Source organism: Streptosporangium sp. CA-135522, from assembly GCF_050949235.1.
GTDB lineage: Bacteria > Actinomycetota > Actinomycetes > Streptosporangiales > Streptosporangiaceae > Streptosporangium.
Map to the genome: position 1 here is coordinate 2,013,157 of NZ_CP192026.1, position 16,775 is coordinate 2,029,931.

The 16,775-nt window shown below is 70.3% G+C and carries 18 protein-coding genes and 2 riboswitches; of the genes, 9 read left to right on the forward strand and 9 right to left on the reverse strand.

The window, feature by feature from the left end:
- Nucleotides 1–102 precede the first annotated feature (102 nt).
- The 7 genes from ACQPYK_RS09740 to ACQPYK_RS09770 all read right to left on the reverse strand — a co-directional run bounded on the left by ACQPYK_RS09740 (nucleotide 103) and on the right by ACQPYK_RS09770 (nucleotide 7,625).
- A complete protein-coding gene (locus tag ACQPYK_RS09740; RefSeq protein ID WP_433253324.1) occupies nucleotides 103–1,479 on the reverse strand; it encodes an L-serine ammonia-lyase in 1,377 nt (458 codons plus the stop codon).
- Between the two features lie 79 nt (nucleotides 1,480–1,558).
- Nucleotides 1,559–1,948 carry a glycine cleavage system protein GcvH gene (gene gcvH, locus ACQPYK_RS09745; protein ID WP_433253326.1) on the reverse strand — a complete coding sequence of 130 codons (390 nt, stop codon included), beginning with the start codon at nucleotides 1,946–1,948 and terminating at the stop codon, nucleotides 1,559–1,561.
- Complete coding sequence (gene gcvT / locus ACQPYK_RS09750) at nucleotides 1,945–3,033, reverse strand: glycine cleavage system aminomethyltransferase GcvT (RefSeq protein ID WP_433253328.1); 1,089 nt, start codon at nucleotides 3,031–3,033, stop codon at nucleotides 1,945–1,947. The genes gcvH and gcvT overlap by 4 nt, the downstream gene beginning before the upstream one ends.
- Nucleotides 3,034–3,066: 33 nt before the next feature.
- Nucleotides 3,067–3,161: riboswitch (glycine riboswitch) on the reverse strand.
- Nucleotides 3,162–3,260: riboswitch (glycine riboswitch) on the reverse strand. It abuts the riboswitch before it with no gap.
- Nucleotides 3,261–3,349: 89 nt separating this feature from the next.
- Nucleotides 3,350–4,045 carry a gamma-glutamyl-gamma-aminobutyrate hydrolase family protein gene (locus tag ACQPYK_RS09755; protein ID WP_433253330.1) on the reverse strand — a complete coding sequence of 232 codons (696 nt, stop codon included), beginning with the start codon at nucleotides 4,043–4,045 and terminating at the stop codon, nucleotides 3,350–3,352.
- A gap of 120 nt (nucleotides 4,046–4,165) precedes the next feature.
- The gene (locus ACQPYK_RS09760; RefSeq protein ID WP_433253332.1) at nucleotides 4,166–4,930 is read right to left on the reverse strand and encodes a 3-oxoacyl-ACP reductase; all 765 of its coding nucleotides are present in this window, start codon (nucleotides 4,928–4,930) and stop codon (nucleotides 4,166–4,168) included.
- Between the two features lie 5 nt (nucleotides 4,931–4,935).
- On the reverse strand, nucleotides 4,936–6,279 hold the full coding sequence (locus tag ACQPYK_RS09765) for an aldehyde dehydrogenase family protein (RefSeq protein ID WP_433253334.1): 1,344 nt from the start codon (nucleotides 6,277–6,279) through the stop codon (nucleotides 4,936–4,938).
- 2 nt (nucleotides 6,280–6,281) lie between these two features.
- Complete coding sequence (locus ACQPYK_RS09770) at nucleotides 6,282–7,625, reverse strand: glutamine synthetase family protein (protein WP_433253336.1); 1,344 nt, start codon at nucleotides 7,623–7,625, stop codon at nucleotides 6,282–6,284.
- 86 nt (nucleotides 7,626–7,711) lie between these two features.
- Between ACQPYK_RS09770 and ACQPYK_RS09775 the strand changes: the two genes are divergently transcribed.
- The 5 genes from ACQPYK_RS09775 to ACQPYK_RS09795 all read left to right on the forward strand — a co-directional run bounded on the left by ACQPYK_RS09775 (nucleotide 7,712) and on the right by ACQPYK_RS09795 (nucleotide 10,649).
- On the forward strand, nucleotides 7,712–8,431 hold the full coding sequence (locus tag ACQPYK_RS09775; RefSeq protein WP_433253338.1) for a FadR/GntR family transcriptional regulator: 720 nt from the start codon (nucleotides 7,712–7,714) through the stop codon (nucleotides 8,429–8,431).
- Between the two features lie 39 nt (nucleotides 8,432–8,470).
- Nucleotides 8,471–9,223, forward strand: coding sequence for a hypothetical protein (locus ACQPYK_RS09780; protein ID WP_433253340.1), 753 nt, complete (start codon nucleotides 8,471–8,473; stop codon nucleotides 9,221–9,223).
- Nucleotides 9,224–9,244: 21 nt separating this feature from the next.
- Nucleotides 9,245–9,565 carry a hypothetical protein gene (locus ACQPYK_RS09785; RefSeq protein WP_433253342.1) on the forward strand — a complete coding sequence of 107 codons (321 nt, stop codon included), beginning with the start codon at nucleotides 9,245–9,247 and terminating at the stop codon, nucleotides 9,563–9,565.
- Nucleotides 9,562–10,263: a nucleotidyl transferase AbiEii/AbiGii toxin family protein gene (locus ACQPYK_RS09790; RefSeq protein ID WP_433253344.1), complete on the forward strand. Its 702-nt coding sequence runs from the start codon at nucleotides 9,562–9,564 to the stop codon at nucleotides 10,261–10,263. Before ACQPYK_RS09785 ends, ACQPYK_RS09790 begins: the two co-directional genes overlap by 4 nt.
- A gap of 188 nt (nucleotides 10,264–10,451) precedes the next feature.
- Entirely contained in the window at nucleotides 10,452–10,649 is a 198-nt protein-coding gene (locus tag ACQPYK_RS09795) for a hypothetical protein (RefSeq protein WP_433253346.1), read from the forward strand.
- A gap of 109 nt (nucleotides 10,650–10,758) precedes the next feature.
- On the opposite strand, the gene ACQPYK_RS09800 is transcribed toward ACQPYK_RS09795, so the two are convergent.
- Together ACQPYK_RS09800 and ACQPYK_RS09805 are read right to left on the reverse strand one after the other, a co-directional pair.
- Nucleotides 10,759–11,829 (reverse strand): hypothetical protein, encoded by a 1,071-nt coding sequence (locus ACQPYK_RS09800; protein WP_433253348.1) that lies wholly within the window; start codon nucleotides 11,827–11,829, stop codon nucleotides 10,759–10,761.
- Entirely contained in the window at nucleotides 11,822–12,403 is a 582-nt protein-coding gene (locus ACQPYK_RS09805) for a hypothetical protein (protein ID WP_433253350.1), read from the reverse strand. Before ACQPYK_RS09805 ends, ACQPYK_RS09800 begins: the two co-directional genes overlap by 8 nt.
- A gap of 489 nt (nucleotides 12,404–12,892) precedes the next feature.
- Here ACQPYK_RS09805 and ACQPYK_RS09810 point away from each other — a divergent pair, with 489 nt between their 5' ends.
- The 4 genes from ACQPYK_RS09810 (at nucleotide 12,893) to ACQPYK_RS09825 (ending at nucleotide 16,765) form a co-directional block, all read left to right on the forward strand.
- Nucleotides 12,893–13,477 (forward strand): hypothetical protein, encoded by a 585-nt coding sequence (locus ACQPYK_RS09810; protein WP_433253352.1) that lies wholly within the window; start codon nucleotides 12,893–12,895, stop codon nucleotides 13,475–13,477.
- Nucleotides 13,478–13,864: 387 nt separating this feature from the next.
- On the forward strand, nucleotides 13,865–14,986 hold the full coding sequence (locus ACQPYK_RS09815; protein ID WP_433253354.1) for a Vgb family protein: 1,122 nt from the start codon (nucleotides 13,865–13,867) through the stop codon (nucleotides 14,984–14,986).
- A gap of 322 nt (nucleotides 14,987–15,308) precedes the next feature.
- Nucleotides 15,309–15,557: an acyl carrier protein gene (locus ACQPYK_RS09820; RefSeq protein ID WP_433253356.1), complete on the forward strand. Its 249-nt coding sequence runs from the start codon at nucleotides 15,309–15,311 to the stop codon at nucleotides 15,555–15,557.
- Nucleotides 15,554–16,765, forward strand: a complete 1,212-nt coding sequence (locus ACQPYK_RS09825; protein WP_433253358.1) for a beta-ketoacyl-[acyl-carrier-protein] synthase family protein — start codon at nucleotides 15,554–15,556, stop codon at nucleotides 16,763–16,765. Before ACQPYK_RS09820 ends, ACQPYK_RS09825 begins: the two co-directional genes overlap by 4 nt.
- The last annotated feature ends 10 nt before the right edge of the window (nucleotides 16,766–16,775 follow it).

Sequence of the window (16,775 nt, forward strand, 5' to 3'; positions counted from 1 at the left end):
CCTGTACGAGATGGTGAAGCTCGTGCCGATTGGCCTTTTTGTGGAAGTGGCCGGAGGTCTCACGGAGAGGCCGGGGGCCGGGCAGGCCCCGGCCCCGTGACGTCAGCATTCGATGACGTTCACCGCCAGGCCGCCGCGGCTGGTCTCCTTGTACTTGTCGAGCATGTCGCGGCCGGTGTCGCGCATGGTCTTGATGGCCTTGTCCAGCGAGACGAAGTGGCGGCCGTCGCCGCGTAGCGCGATGCGGGCGGCGGCGATGGCCTTGATCGAGGCGACCGCGTTGCGCTCGATGCACGGGATCTGCACCAGGCCGCCGATCGGGTCGCAGGTCAGGCCGAGGTTGTGCTCGATGCCGATCTCGGCGGCGTTCTCCACCTGTTCCGGGGTGCCGCCCAGCACCTCGGTGAGCCCGGCGGCGGCCATCGAGCAGGCTGAGCCGACCTCGCCCTGGCAGCCGACCTCGGCGCCGGAGATGGAGGCGTTCTCCTTGAACAGCACGCCGACCGCGCCCGCGGTGAGCAGGAAGCGGATCACCCCGTCGTCGTCGGATTTGGGGGTGAACCGGTCGTAGTAGGTGAGCACGGCCGGGACGATGCCGGCGGCGCCGTTGGTCGGGGCGGTGACGATCCGGCCGCCCGCCGCGTTCTCCTCGTTCACGGCGAGGGCGAACAGCGAGACCCAGTCCATGGTCTGCAGCGGGTCCTTCTCGGGGGACTCGCTCTGCAGCCGCCGGTGTAGCTGGTTGGCCCGGCGCCGGACCTTCAGCCCGCCGGGCAGCACGCCCTCCTTGGCGATGCCGCGCTGGACGCACTCGGTCATGACCCGCCACAGGTTCAGCAGTTGGTCGCGGATCTCCCGCTCCGAGCGGCCGAAGGCCTTCTCGTTCTCCAGCATCAGCCCGGAGATCGACAGGCCGGTCTCGGCGCAGTGGGCGAGCAGTTCGGCGGCCGTGGTGAAGGGGTACGGCAGGGCGGTGTCGTCCGGTTTGATCCGGTCGGCGCCGGTGGCGCTCTCGTCGACGACGAAGCCGCCGCCCACCGAGTAGTAGACCTTCTCGCGCAGCGGTTCTCCGGTTTCGGAGAAGGCGGAAAAGCGCATGCCGTTGGGGTGGTGCGGCAGCGAGATCTTGCGTTCGAAGATCAGGTGCTCGCCGATCACGAAGGGGATCTCGCGGGAGCCGTACAGGGAGATCGTCCCGGAGGAGCGCATGGCGGCCAGCCGGTCGTCGACGGTTTCGACGTCGACGAGCTCGGGTTTCTCACCCGACAGGCCGAGGAGGACGGCCTTGTCGCTGCCGTGGCCCTTGCCGGTCAGCCCGAGCGAGCCGTAGAGGATCACCTCGACCCTGGCGGTCTTCTCCAGGAGCCCGTCCTGGTCGAGGCCGCGGGCGAACTTGTGCGCGGCGGCCATCGGCCCGCCGGTGTGCGAGCTGGACGGTCCGATGCCGATCTTGAAGAGATCGAAGACGCTGATCGCCATTGATCTGATCCCTGCCTTCACATCGCCGTGATCATGCGCGCCGGGTGACGCACATGATCACGGCGCAAGAGGAGAAATCTCAGGACTCGCCTGAGGTGAGTGCGGTGTACTCCTCGGCGGACAGCAGGTCGTCGGCGTCGCCCTCAAGACGGACGCGGAACAGCCAGCCCTCACCGTAGGAGTCACTGTTGACCAGGGAGGGGTCGTCCACGACCGCCTGGTTGACCTCGACGATCTCCCCGCCCACCGGGGCGAAGATGTCGCTCACCGACTTGGTCGACTCGACCTCGCCGACAGCGTCGCCGGCGGCGACCGTCGAGCCGACCTCGGGGACCTGCACGTAGACCACGTCACCCAGCGCTTCGGCGGCGTAGGCGGTGATGCCCACGGTGAGGGTCAGGCCGTCGTCGATGCCGGACACCCACTCGTGTTCCTTGGTGTACTGCAGGTCATCGGGAATGCTGCTCACTTTTTCCTCCTGTAGAAAGGCAGTTCAACGACATCGACCGGCTCGCGACTGCCCCGGATGTCCACGGCCAGGCCGATGGACGGGCCGTTGTCCACGTAGGCCATGGCGATGGGCTTGCCCAGTGACTGGGACGGCGCTCCGCTGGTGACCACTCCGGCGACGGCTCCGTCGCCGGAGACCACCGGGTATCCGTGCCGGGGCACCCTGCGGCCTGTCGCGACCAGTCCGACCAGACGACGGGTCGGCGGGACGTCCTTGAGCGGTTCGAGGGCGGCCCGGCCGACGAAGTCGCCCGGCTTGTCAAACCTCACCACACGGCCGAGCCCCGCGTCGAACGGGGTGAGGTCGGCCGACAGCTCGTTGCCGTACAGCGGCATGCCCGCCTCCAGGCGGAGGGTGTCGCGCGCGGACAGGCCGGCCGGGATCAGCCCGTGGGGCTCGCCCGCCTCGGTGAGCGCGGCCCAGAGCGGCTCGGCGTCGTCGGCCGCGATGAACAGCTCGAATCCGTCCTCGCCGGTGTATCCGGTGCGGGCGATGAGGGCCTTGCGGCCGGCCACGGTGGCGGGCAGGCCCGCGTAGTACTTCAGCCCGTCGAGGTCGGCGTCGGTGATCTCGCCGAGGATGGCGCGCGAGCGCGGGCCCTGGACCGCGATCAGCGCGTACTGCTCGGAGCGGTCTTCGACCACGGCGTCGAACGCCTTGGCGCGCTCGACGAGCTCGGCGGCGACCCTCGGGTAGTTGGAGGCGTTGGCGACGACCATGAACTCCTCGTCCGCCAGGCGGTAGACGATCAGGTCGTCCAGCACGCCGCCCGACGGGTCGACGATCATCGTGTAGCGGGCGCGGCCGGGGTCGAGGGCGGAGATGTAGCCCACCAGCGCGTAATCCAGGGCCTCGCCGGCCTGGGGGCCGGTCACGAAGATCTCGCCCATGTGGGACAGGTCGAACAGGCCCGCAGCCTGGCGGACCGCGTTGTGCTCGGTGGACTCGCTGCCGTAGCGGAGCGGCATCAGCCAGCCCGCGAAGTCGGTCAGCGTCGCGCCGAGGGCCTCGTGGACGCCGCGCAGCGGCGTAGGTCGGGACATGTTCGCACCTCAGGCAGGGGACAGATGAGATCATCCTCCCCCTCTGTCATCGATGCCTGAGAGCTTCGCCCGATTTTTGCCGGACTTTCACCTTCGGCGAGGCCATCAGGCCTGCTTTCCAGAGGCCACCTACCCGTACGGTCCTTTGCCTTGAGAGGTTCGCGGGGAGGGCTTGCTCCTTCAGGGGTCCTGGCCTGGATGTCAGGACGCTCTCCCGCACGGGATTCATCGGTGTCACGGCAAGCCTAACCGCCTGCACCGGCCGAGCGAAATCCCCGGGCGGCGGGTTGTCGCCGTTCGGAGACCGTCGTGCCGTTCAGGGGCGGCCGTGCCGTACCAGTTCTTCGAACAGCAGGCTCTCGTCGTCGGCTTCGGGATGCCACTGGACCGCGACGGCGAACGGGTGGTCGGCCAGCTCCACGGCCTCGATCGTGCCGTCCTCGGCGTGGGCGGTCACGGTCAGGCCCGACCCCAGCCGGTCGGCGGCCTGGTGGTGGTAGTGGGCCACGTCGACGGCCTCGGCGCCGAGAGCCTTGGCGATACGGCTGCCGGGGGTCAGCCGTACCGGCATCCGGCCGAAGTCACCGGGCGCCGGGGCGTGCCCGGTGTGGCCGACCGTGTCGGGCAGGTGCTGGTGGAGGCTGCCGCCGAGGGCGACGTTGAGCACCTGCAGGCCCCGGCAGACTCCCAGGAACGGGATGCCCCGTTCCAGGACCTCTCGCAACAGCCCGAACTCGGCGTCGTCGCGGAACTCGCGGACGTAGCCGGTCCGCTCGTGCGGGGCCTGGCCGTACCGTGCCGGGCCGATGTCTCCGCCGCCGGCCAGGATCAGCCCGTCCAGGCGTCCGGCGAGCGCGGCGGGGTCGCCCGCCGGAGGCAGGATCACCGGTTGCCCGCCCGCGCGGACCACGTGGTCGACGTAGTTGTACGGCAGGAGCGCGGTGGTCATCTCCCAGACGGTGAACTTCGCGGGCTCGACGTAGCAGGTGATGCCGATGACGGGACGGGACATGATCTCTTTCTCGCCGGGTGCCGGGACGTGTGGTGACATAGGTATCTGCCCGCGTCCCGGCACGTTATCGAGGACGGACGGTATGGGGTGGGCAAATCTCCCCAAACCGGTCACGGCTGGTTACAGGGGCGTGACGTAGGCGCCGGAGATGCCGCCGTCCACCAGGAACTCCGACCCGGTGATGAAGCTCGCGTCGTCCGAGGCCAGGAAGGCCACCGCGGCGGCGATCTCGGAGGCCTCGGCGAACCGGCCGACCGGGATGTGCACCAGGCGGCGCTGTGCCCGCTCGGGGTCCTTGGCGAACAATTCCTGCAGCAGCGGCGTGTTGACCGGTCCGGGACAGAGCGCGTTGACCCGGATGCCCTCGCGGGCGAACTGCACGCCGAGCTCGCGGGACATAGCCAGCACCCCGCCCTTGGAGGCGGTGTAGGAGATCTGGCTGGTGGCCGAGCCCATCACCGCCACGAAGGACGCGGTGTTGATGATCGATCCCTTGCCCTGGCGCTGCATGTAGGGGATGGCGTGCTTGCAGCACAGGTAGACCGAGGTGAGGTTGACCTCCTGGACCCTGCGCCAGGCGTCGATGCCGGTCTCCAGGATCGAGTCGTCCTCCGGCGGTGAGATGCCCGCGTTGTTGAACGAGATGTCCACGCTGCCGTAGGTGTCGAACGCGGTCTGGTACATCCGGGCGACGTCGGCCTCGCTGGTGACGTCGGTCTTGACGAACAGGCCGCCCACCTCGGCCGCGGCCGCCGACCCGCTCGCCTCGTCCAGGTCCACGCATACGACGCGGGCGCCTTCCTGGGCGAACCGGCGCGCGGTGGCCAGGCCGATACCGCTGCCCGCGCCGGTGATGACGGCGACCCGGTCCTGCAAACGCTGCATGGCTGTCAATCCTCCGAAATGAAGACGTTCTTGGTCTCGGTGAACGCGGACAGGGCGTCCGGGCCCAGTTCCCGGCCGAGGCCGGACTGTTTGAAGCCGCCGAACGGGGTCCAGTAGCGGACGCTCGAATGGGAGTTCACGCTGAGGTTGCCCGCCTCGACCGCGCGGGCCACCCGTAGCGCGCGGCCGACGTCCCGGGTCCAGATGGATCCGCTGAGGCCGTATCGGGTGTCGTTGGCGATCCGCACGGCGTCAGCCTCGTCGTCGAACGGGACCACCGACACCACCGGCCCGAAGATCTCCTCGGTGAACGCCGGGTCGGTCACCTCGGGGGTGAGGACCGTCGGCGGGAACCAGAAGCCGGGACCCTGCGGGCACGATCCCCGCAGGTGGACCGGCCCGGTGACGAAGGAGGCCACCCGGTCCCGGTGCTCGGCGCTGATCAGCGGGCCCATCTCGGTGCTCTCGTCGCGGGGGTCGCCGACCCTGACCTTCAGCACCGCCCGTGCGAGCCGCTCCAGGAAGTCGTCGTAGACCGAGCGCTGCACCAGGATCCGGGAGCGCGCGCAGCAGTCCTGGCCGGAGTTGTCGAACACCGCGTACGGCGCGGTCGCCGCGGCCTTGTCCAGGTCGGCGTCGGCGAAGACCACGTTGGCGCTCTTGCCGCCCAGCTCCAGGGTGATCCGCTTGACCTGTCCGGCGCAGGTGGCCGCGATCTCCTTGCCGACCTCGGTGGAGCCGGTGAACACGATCTTCGCCACGTCCGGGTGTTCGACGAGCCGGGCGCCCGCCACCTCGCCGGCGCCCGGCAGGACCTGGAGCACCCCTTCGGGCAGGCCGGCCGCCAGGGCCAGCTCGGCCAGTCGCAGGGCGGTCAGCGGCGTCCACTCGGCGGGCTTGACGATCACGGTGTTGCCCGCGGCCAGCGCCGGGGCCACCCCCCAGGTCATGATGACCATCGGGAAGTTCCACGGCACGATCACGCCGACCACGCCCAGCGGCTCCTGGAAGGTGACGTCCACGCCCCCGGCCACCGGGATCTGCCGGCCGTGGTTGCGCTCCGGCGCCCCGGCGTAGAAGTTCAGCACGTCACGGACGTTGCCCGCCTCCCAGCGGGCGTTGCCGACCGTGTGCCCGGCGTTGGCGATCTCCAGCTGGGCCAGCTCCTCGGCGTGCTCCTCCACCAGGGCGGCGAAGGCGCGCAGCAGCCGGGCCCGGTCGGGCGGGCTGACGGCGCGCCAGGCGCCGAAGGCGCGCCTGGCGCGCTCCACCGCCCGGTCCACCTCGGCGGCGTCCGCGAACTCGACTTCGGCGACCACCTCTTCGGTCGCCGGATTTATGATCTTCATGCTCACATCCGTTCGAATCCTCGGAACAGCTCCCAGTCGGTCACCGCCGCCTCGAAGGCGGCCAGCTCGACCCGGGCGTTGTTCGCGTAGTGCGCCACGACGTCCTCGCCGAAGGCGGCACGGGCGATCTCGGAGCCCTCCCACAGCTCCAGGGCGTCCCGGAGGGTGTGGGGCACGCTCTCCGCGCCCGACGCGTAGGCGTTGCCGGTGAACGCCTCCTGCAGCGGCAGCTCCTCGCCGATGCCGTACAGGCCGGCCGCGATCAGCGCCGAGACCGCCAGGTAGGGGTTGACGTCGCCGCCGGGCACCCGGTTCTCGATCCGCAGCGACTCCCCGTGGCCGACCAGCCGCAACGCGCAGGTGCGGTTGTCCACGCCCCACTTGACGGCGGTGGGGGCGAAGCTGCCCGGCACGTAGCGCTTGTAGGAGTTGATGTTCGGGGCGTAGAGCAGGGTCAGCTCGCGCATGCAGGCGAGTTGCCCGGCGATGAAGCGCTGCCCGATCTCCGACAGCCCGTGCGGGCCGTCCCCGGCCATGACGGGCCTGCCGCCGGTGTCCCGCAGCGAGATGTGGATGTGGCAGGAGTTGCCCTCGCGCTGGTTCGGCTTGGCCATGAAGCTGATCGACATGCCCTCCTGGGACGCGATCTCCTTGGCGCCGTTCTTGTAGACGGAGTGGTTGTCGCAGCTGGTGAGCGCGTCGGCGTAGCGGAAGGCGATCTCGTGCTGGCCGAGGTTGCACTCGCCCTTGACCGACTCGACGTACATCCCGGCGCCCTCCATGCCGAGCCTGATCTTGCGTAGCAGCGGCTCGACCCGGGCGGTGCCCAGGAGGGAGTAGTCGACGTTGTAGAGGTTGGCCGGGGTCAGGTCGCGGTAGGCGCGGCGCCAGGCCTCCTCGTAGGTGTCGTTGTAGACCACGAACTCCAGCTCGGTCCCGACGAACGCGCCCCAGTCCCGCGCGCCCAGCCGGTCGAGCTGCCGGCGCAGGATCTGCCGGGGGGAGGCGGTCACGTCCGTGCCGTCCTCCCACACCAGGTCGGCCATCAGCATGGCGGTGCCCTCCTGCCACGGCACCCGGCGCAGGGTGGACAGGTCGGGTCTCATGACGAAGTCGCCGTATCCCCGTTCCCACGACGACATGGCGTAGCCGCCCACGGTGTTCATGTCCACGTCGACCGCGAGCAGGTAGTTGCAGCCTTCAGCGGCGTGGTGCAGCACCTCCTCCATGAAGTATCGCGCCGACAGACGTTTTCCCTGCAGGCGGCCCTGCATGTCGACGATCGCCAGCAGCACGGTGTCGATCCGTCCCGCCGTCACCTCGTCGCGAAGCTCGCTGACGTCCATGCCGCCCTCCTCGCCGGAGACTTATTGGGCTACTCTCATACCATTGAGGTCTACGGGAGGATCTATTGTCAAGAACGGAGGTGAGATTGGACGAGTCGCCGCGACTGACGACCGTGCTGAGGCCGGTGCGTGCGGGAAACGCGTTCGAGGAGACGGTGGAACGCCTGCTCCAGGCCATCAAGCTCGGTGTGGTCACCGAGAAGCTGCCGCCGGAGCGGGAGCTGGCCGTGGAGCTCGGGATCAGCAGGGTCACCCTGCGCGAGGCCATCCGCGCGCTGCAGGAGGCGGGCTACCTCACCGTACGGCGAGGCAGATACGGCGGTGCGTTCGTCACCTACGCTCCGCCGCGTCCCCGCCAGGGAGACCTGCGCAGGGCCGTGGCCGACATGGGAACCGACGACCTCGACGACGCGCTCACCTTCCGGATGGCCGTGGAGTGCGGCGCGGCCCAGGTGCTGGCCACCGCCGAGCTGGGCCGGGCGCAGTGCGACACGCTGCGACGGCGCCTGCGGGAGGTCAACTCGGCCGGGCCCGACGACTACCGCCGCCTCGACACGGCTTTCCACCTGTCCATCGCGGAACTGACCGGCTCCTCGCTGCTCGCCTCCACCTGCGCGGACGCCAGGCTGCGGGTCACCGACCTGCTCAACGCGATCCCGGTCCTCCAGCGCAACATCGAACACGCCGCCACCCAGCACGAGGCGATCGTAACGGCCATCCTGGCCGGAGATCCCGACGCCGCGCGCCGCGCGGTCGCCGAACATCTGGAGGGGACTGCGGCCCTCCTGCGAGGCTTCCTCGCATAATCTGGTGAAGCAGTGGGGGATCTGTTACGGGAAAGAATCATGGACACAGGGCGGCTTCCGCTGTTCTGTTTCTTCGTCGCGCTGATCGGCGCCTTCGTGTTCACCCGGATCAACGTCCGGCTCATCCGTGCCGAGGTCGGCTGGTTCCGCAACGTCAACGTCGGTGAGATGCACATCCACCACGTGGTCTTCGGCGTGGTGCTGACCCTGCTCGGCGGGGTGTCGGGGCTGGTCGTCGCGAGCATCTCGGAGAGCTGGTACGCCGTGACGGCGGCCGTCTTCGGCATCGGCGCCGCCCTGATCCTGGACGAGTTCGCGCTGATCCTGCACCTGCACGACGTCTACTGGGAGGAGGAGGGCCGCACGTCGGTCGACGCGGTGTTCATCGCGATCGCGCTCACCGGCCTGCTCCTGCTCGGCCTGCGGCCCCTCGGCTGGGAGCACTCCGACGGCACGCCGCAGGGCACGTGGCTCGCGGCCGGCGTCATCGTGGCCAACCTCGTGCTGGCGGTGGTCACCCTGCTCAAGGGCAAGATCTGGACGGGGCTCACCGGGTTGTTCATCCCGCTGTTGCTGATCCCCGGCGCCCTGCGGCTGGCCCGCCCGGGGTCGCCCTGGGCCCACTGGTTCATGGCGCCCGGCGCCCGGCGTCCCCGGCCCCGGCATATGGCCAGGGCCGTACGCCGCGAGGAGCGCCTGCGCCACCCGGTGATCCGCGCCAAGATCGCCTTCCAGGAGTTCGTCTCCGGTCGCCACGACCTCCCCTCCACGCGCCGCAGGGTCCGGCGCTGAGCCGGCGGGCATACTGGGGGCGTGAACGTGCTTCCATCCCGCTGGGACGGCGTCGAGCGGCGGGTCCCCGACTCCCTGGCCGACCTGCGCGGCCCGGCCACGGGGGTGGTCGCCCTGCCCGTCCACCTCGTCTGGTCGGGGCTCGCCGAGTTCGACCTGACGAAGCCGCTGCTGCGGATGAGCCTGTATCGCACGGTCATCACCGGCGGCGGCCGGGACGACGCCGAGTCCTACCTCAACGCCGAGCTCCTGATCGCCGACTGGCCCACCCTGCGCCGGGGCCTCGGGCCGGGCTACCGCAGGGCCTGGGAAGGAAAGATCGCCGCGCTGGGGTGGGAATGATGCTCCTGCCGCCCTTCCAGCAGCGGATGCTCCAGGCAGTGCTGCCGGTCTGCTCCCGGTTCGGGCTGGTCCTGGCCGGCGGCTACGCCATGAACGCCCACGGCTTCACCGACCGCCCCAGCAACGATCTCGACTTCGCCACCGCCGCCGAGACGCCGTTGCCCGAGGTCGCCGACGGGGTCGCCGAGGCCTTCAGGGCGGCCGGGCTGGAGGCCACCGTGGTCGAGGTCACGCCCCGGATGGGCCGCCTGGTGGTGAGCGACCCCCTGACCGAGCAGAGCTGCGAGTTCGACCTGCTCCGGGAGGCCTTCCAGCAGCAGCCCGCGATCGTCGGGGACCTGTCCGTCGTCTCCCTGGACGACGCGGTGGGGCTCAAGATGCGGGCCCTGCACGAGCGCAGCCTCGCCCGTGACGTCATCGACATCGCCTCGGTCTCCCACCTGTACGGCTTTCGCGAGCTGGAACACCTGGCCCGCCTGCACAACGAGGAGTTCTCCCTCGCCGAGCTGGTGATGCGGCTGGAGTTCGTCGATCTGATCGCCGACGAGGACTTCGAGGCCTATGGGGTGGACGAGGAGCGGATCGCCGAGATCAGGCGCTTGTCCTACGCCTGGGTGGAGGACATCAAGCTCCGCCGCGCCGACGAGGGCGACGCCGAGTACGGCGCCGACTACGACGACGTCCCGGAGCCCGACTGACGGGCGCCGGCGGGGCGGAAGCCCGAAGCCGGGGGGCGGGGGAGCCCGGGGGCCGGGGATCCCAGAGTGCCCGAAGAGCCCAGGGAGCCCGGAGCGCCCGGGGAGCCGAGGAGCCGAGGAGCCGGGGAGGCATACTCGGCCGGCGGCAGGGAAGCTGACGGGCCTTCTGCCGAAGGAGTGTGGATCTCGTGGGTCTGATCGAGAAGCTCAATCTGCGTGAGATGAAGGCCAGGGCCAAGCGGAGGCTGGGCAGCCGGACCGGCAACCGCCGGCTGGCGGCCGAGGGCCGTACGGAAGAGGCCGAGGCGAAGCTGCTCAGGACCCAGGACGAGATCCTGGACACCGTGGCCGAGATGCGCCGGGAGTACGGCGCCCGCCGCGGCTGACCGGCTGCCTGAGCGAATGTAAGCCCGACCAGCCGACCGGCTGACCAGCCGACCAGCCGGCTGGCCGGTTGGTCGATCGCCGATCGGCCGGTCGAACGACCGGCCGGCGTCAGGCGGGTTCGCCGTGGAGACGGCCGGCGGCCGGGGACCGCCGGCGCGCGCGGGAACGACGGAAGCCGATGAGAAGGACCAACGCGGCCACGAGAGCCACCAGGCCGGCCAGCCCGAGGGTCATCGTCATCGGGGAGTCCAGCGCGGCCGGCAGGCCCCACGTCCCGGGCTTGGCGGGGAAGGTGAGCGTTCCGGTCGCCGTATGGCTGACCCGTCCGCTCTGGAGGGTGAGCCGGAACTTCCACGGTCCGTCGGGCAGGTCCTCGCCCAGCGGGATGGTGATGTCCCCGCGGCCGCCGACGGCCAGGGTCGTGTCGCGGTTGATCCGGAAGGGACCGGCGCTCAGCGAGCTCGGCCCCTCCGACAGGGACAGCCGCCCGTCGAAGTCGAGGGCGCGCTGGCCGGTGTTGGCGACGCTCGCCACGACCTTCGGCTGCCCGTCCTCGGTGCGCTGGGGCACTATCTCGCCGATATCGAAGTCCGAGGGCGGCTCCCCGCCCGGGCCGACGTCGAGGTAGGCGCGGATCCCGACGCGGTTGACGAGCGCGATGTTCCCCTTCGGGCCCGGTCCCGGAGAGGCGATCTCCGCCCAGATGACGGCGTACCGCTCCGCCTTGGTCGCCCACATCGGCACCGCGACGGTGGCCTTGACCGACGTGCTGCCGCGCGCCGGCAGGTCGACCTCGGGGCGGTTGAGCGTGATCCATGAGCTCAGCTCGTTGGCGGTGCCGGCCGGCGCGAAGGTGAAGCGGGAGTGGCTGATGGCGGCGGCGCCCGCGTACAGCCGCACGTGCTGCGGCTTGCGCGAGGTGCTGTAGACCTCGAAGCGCCGGGTGAACGTGGTGCCGGGGTTGACGTGGTCGACGATGAAGGAGTGCGACCGCGGATCGTCCATCCGGTTGGCGGGGATCTCCAGCAGCCTGACGCCGAGGAGGTCCCTGCCGGCCGAACGCGCCCGGTCCCGGCCCGTGTCCGCGACCGCCGGCGCGCCGGCGCTCGCGGACAGCAGGAGGGCGAGCAGTGTCGCCGGGAGGACCCGGCGCGACAGGGGGCACAGGGGGCTAGGCAACGGAGTGGTTGATCGTGCCGGTGTAGGTGCCGGCCACCGCCTGGGCGGGGATGTTGATCACGATGGTCGGGGTCCAGGTGGCGGAGTTGTTGCCGGAGCCGGTCGTCTTGCTGTAGGCGGTGCGCGTCACGGTCAGTGTCTGCGCGGCCGCCGCGTCGATCTGGCCGGGAACGAAGGTGCCGGTGCCGGTGGTGGTGGCGGTGCCGGACCAGTAGAGGACGGCGCTGGTGGGAACGGTCTCAGGCGCGGTGCCGCCGCCGGTGGTGAAGCCGGCCGGCGCCGCGATCACCGACGCGACCCACGTCGCGTTGAGCGCCGCGCGCTGGTCGGAGACCGTGACCGGGCCGAGCGGCCCGCTGATCTGGGTGCCCGGCGCGCCGCTGCCGATGTTGACCGGACCGTCGGGAACGGTGATGGTCAGCCCGCCCGGGGCGGTCACGGTGAAGGTCACCGTGGTGGAACAGGTGGTCGACGCGGGGCAGGTGCCGGCCTGCGCGGGCAGGGCCACCATCACCATGGCCGCCACCATGCCGGCGGCGCCTGCCAACGAGATGCCCAGACGGCTTTTAGACACTGCTGTCTCCTTCATCGAATGCCCGCCCTACCTGGGCCGTTGCGGCGTGATCACATCCTGCTCCGCGATCACGTCCGGGAAACTGTCCGAGAAGGACATCTGGGAACTTTTGGCGATCATATGGTGACTGTTGGTGTTGGTGGGGCCGGTGATTCGAGGGTGCGGCGTAACCGATCACGCCTCGGGCGTTTCCGGGCGGGGCGCCTCGGCCGGGCGCCCGGGGCGGGACGGTGGGCCGATCGGCGGCTTTTCGGGTGCGTCCGTCTCCCCGCCGTGCCCGGATCCTGTGAGCGCGGCGTCGGCGGGTGCACCCATTCGTTCAGGAACGGGTGTTTCCACCGCTGCCTTTGCCGTGGATTTGCCGTCCACGGACGACGTTCGGGAAACGCGGTCCGGGCGAAATGATCTAGGCTGCCCATCGGTTTTTCTGCGCGCAACCGAACAGATGCTCCACGAGCATCGCCCACGAGACACGTGTGAGGAATCGCAATGAGGAAGAGCTGTGCGGGCGACTCCAGCGCGCGAACGCCCCTGTCTCTGGCGGCGTCGATCGCCGTGCTGCTCGCCCTCGCCGCCCCGGGGGCCTCGGCCTCCACCTCGGATTTCGGGAGCACGGTGGGCGTGGCGAGCGCGACGGTCGCCTGGCGCGCCGACCAGCTGGCGATCACCGTGCCCAACTCGGCGAGCCTGGGCAGCGGCACGGCGGGCAGTACGCTCAGCGCCTCCCTGGGCACGGTGACCGTGATCGACTCCCGGTCGGGCAACCCCATCTGGACGGCGACCGTGGCCTCCACCGACTTCACCACCGGCGCGCCGGTGCAGACCATCACCAAGGCCAACGTCTCCTACTGGTCCGGGTCGACCACCGCCTCCTCCGGCGGCGGCATCCGCACCCCCGGGCAGCCCACCGCCGCCCAGAAGGTCACCCTGACCGCGCCGGCGACCGCGTTCAGCGGACGCAAGGTGATCGGCATCGCCAACTCCACCAGCTGGGAGCCGACGCTGGTCGTCACCATCCCGGCCGCCGCCGCCGCGGGCACCTACACCGGGACCATCACTCACTCGGTCGCCTGAGCGGCGCCCCTGCTCCGAGCCCCTCTGTCCGAGCGGCTCCTTTCCCGCCGACGGCGGGTTTCCCCGGCGCGAGGCCCCCGGCGTACGGCCGGAACCGCCCGCACGGGTTTCGGCGCGCTCGGGCGACCCGCCGATGAGTTGGCGTTTCCATGACCAGCCACGAACGCAGATGATCGAAGGTGACCGGCGGCCGTGGGAGATATTGGGGTCGCCGGGGCCGGACAGGAATGAAGAACATCGTCCGGATCGGGCCTTCAGGGTGTTCGTGCCGATGCCCGTAGATTCCCGCCGTCGGCGGCCGTGATGCCGCGGGCCTCGATCACTCGAATACACAAAATGGCCTACCCGCGTTCCTTTTCTACCTTTTTCGCTTTTGGAAGGAATGTCATGCGTCCTCGCTCTCGACGCCTCGGGTATCCGCTCGTGGTCATGGCCCTGGCCCTGGCGGCGAGCACCCCTCTGCCGGTGTCCGCCTCCGCCGCCCCGTCGCACCGTCCGTCACCGCCACGCCCCTGGGTGACCCTCTGCCTCAAGCTCAAGCTGATGCCGCAGCACCGGCGGATCCGCTGCCACTTCCCGCCCGCGCCCCGGCTCACCCAGCCGGCCAGGCAGGCACAGGCCCGGCGGATCCCGACGATCAACGAGCTGACGATACCGACCAGCCCGGCGACGCCCATCGGCATCACGGCCGGGCCGGACGACGCGCTGTGGTTCACCGAGAACTACGCCAACAAGATCGGGCGCGTCACCACGGCGGGTCTGTTCACCGAGTACACCATCCCGACCACCGACTCGCAGCCGGCGCACATCACCACCGGCCCGGACGGCGCCGTGTGGTTCACCGAGGCGGCGGCCAACAAGATCGGCCGGATCACCACCTCCGGGACGATCACCGAGTACACCATCCCGACCGCGGACTCCTATCCGTGGGGCATCACCGCCGGCCCGGACGGCAACCTGTGGTTCGTCGAGACGGTGGGCAACAAGATCGGCATGATCACCACCTCCGGGACGATCACCGAGTACGCCCTGCCGACCAGCGGCATGTACCCCATGCGCATCACCGCAGGCCCGGACGACAACCTGTGGTTCACCGAGCCGCTCGGCAGCAGCGTCGGCAAGATCACCACCTCTGGGACGATCACCGAGTACGCCGTCCCGTCCTCCGGCGCGATGCCCATCGGGATCACCCCGGGCCCGGACGGCAAGCTGTGGTACACCGACGCCAACGGCAAGGTGAGCAAGGTCACCACCTCGGGCAGCTTCACCGAGTACACGCTCTCCGACCCCGACAGCTTCCCGTGGGGCATCACGGTCGGGTCGGACAACCAGTTGTGGTTCGTCGAGCAGAGCGCCAACAACGTCGCCAGCAGCAGCACCTCCGGGATCATCAACGAGTACGCGTTGCCGACCGTCGTCTCCGGGCCGTTCGACATCGCGCCCGGATCCGACGACAACCTCTGGATCACCGAGGACTACGTCGACCAGATCGCCGTCGTGACCCCTTGACGCCGTCGTGACTTCTTGACGTGCCGGCCGGCGGCCGCCTCCCGGACTCCGGGCGCGGCCGCCGGCCTTTTTCGCGGCCCGCCCGCTCCGGCACGGGCGGCCGCCCGTGCCGTGCGCCCCGGCTTCCGTCCCGGCCTCCCCTCCCGCCCGTCCTCGCGGCCGCGGATTGCTCGGTTTTTGAGTCGTTAATTATCGCTGGATGAGTAGAAACTCCAGGAATTTCCCCTGGCAGGGGATAGACAGAACTTATGTCTGTTTAGTTATAGTCCGAGGATTGCGGGGGCCCGAGTGGATCGATCCCTTTACTTTTAAAGGTGGGCGAATGGTAAGCCTCGATTCAGCCACATCCGTAGTCCAGTCCGCGATCGCCGAGGTGCTCAGCGTGCCCAGCGATCAGATCAAGCCCGGCGCCACCATCGCCGACCACCAGATCGACAGCCTGGAATGGGTGGAGATCGCCGTCATCATCGAAGAGAGGCTGGGCGTCCAGCTCGAACCCGGCGACTTCACGGGCGCGCGGACCGTCGCCGACATGGCGGGCATCCTGCACGCCGCGCTGGTGGCCCGGTGACACGCGTCGTCGTCACCGGGCTGGGTGTGAAGAGCCCGGCGGGCAACACGGTCCGGGACGCCTTCGCCACCGTGCTGGCGGGCAAGTCGCTCGCGAGCGTGATCCCGGCGCTCGCAGAGGAGGGGGCACCGGTCTCGATCGGCTGCCCGCTGGTCCCGTTCGAGCCGCTGGACTACTTCACCGGACGCGAGCTCAGGACGCTCGACCGCACCTGTCAGATCGGCCTCGCCGCGGCGGCCGACGCCGTATCCGACGCGGGCGGCCTGCCCGCCGAGGGCTGCGGCGTCTACGTGGGCACCGGCGGCGGCGGGTTCGCCGCGCTGGAGAGCCTGATCGTGGGGCACGCGCTGGGCCGGGAGAAGGTGCCCGTCCACGCCGTGCCGACGCTGATGTCCAGCTCGACCGCCGCGCGCATCGCCATCCGGTACGGCTACCGCGGCCCCTGCCTGACCTTCAACACCGCCTGCGCCAGCGGGGCCACCGCGATCGGCGAGGCGTTGCGCGCGATCCGCTCCGGTGTGGTCGGCTCCGCGGTGGCAGGGGGTCTGGACGCTCTGCTCTCCCCGTTGGCCATGTACGCCTTCGCCCGTGTCGGAGCCCTGTCGGAGCGGACGGACTCCCCGGCGGAGGCGTGCCGCCCCTTCGACGGGGACCGGGACGGCTTCGTCATGGGAGAGGGCGCCGCCTTCCTCGTCCTGGAGCGCGCCGACCTCGCCCGGGCCCGGGGAGCCCGCGTCTACGGCGAGGTCAGCGGCTACGCGGCCAACTGCGACGCCAACCACATCGTGGCACCGCTCAGGGACGGCTCCGTCGCGGCCGAGTGCATGCGCGCCGCGCTGCTGGACGCGGGGCTCGACCCCGGGGACGTCGGCCATGTCAATGCGCACGGCACCTCCACCCCGCACAACGACAGCGCCGAGGCCGTCGCCCTGCACGCCTGCTTCGGCGGGCGCACGCCCCCGGTGACCTCGACCAAGGGGGTGACCGGCCACCTGGTCGGCGGTGCGGGGGCGCTGGAGGCGATCATCGCGCTGCTGTCCGCCCGCGAGGGGCTCGTCCCCCCGACCGCCAACTTCACCGGCGGTCCCGAGGCCGACCTCGTCGACCTCGTCCACGGCGAGCCACGTCCCGTCGGCGCCGCCCCGGTCCTGTCCAACTCCTTCGGCTTCGGCGGCAGCAACGCCTGCCTGGTGCTCACCCCGTCCTGACCCCGTATCG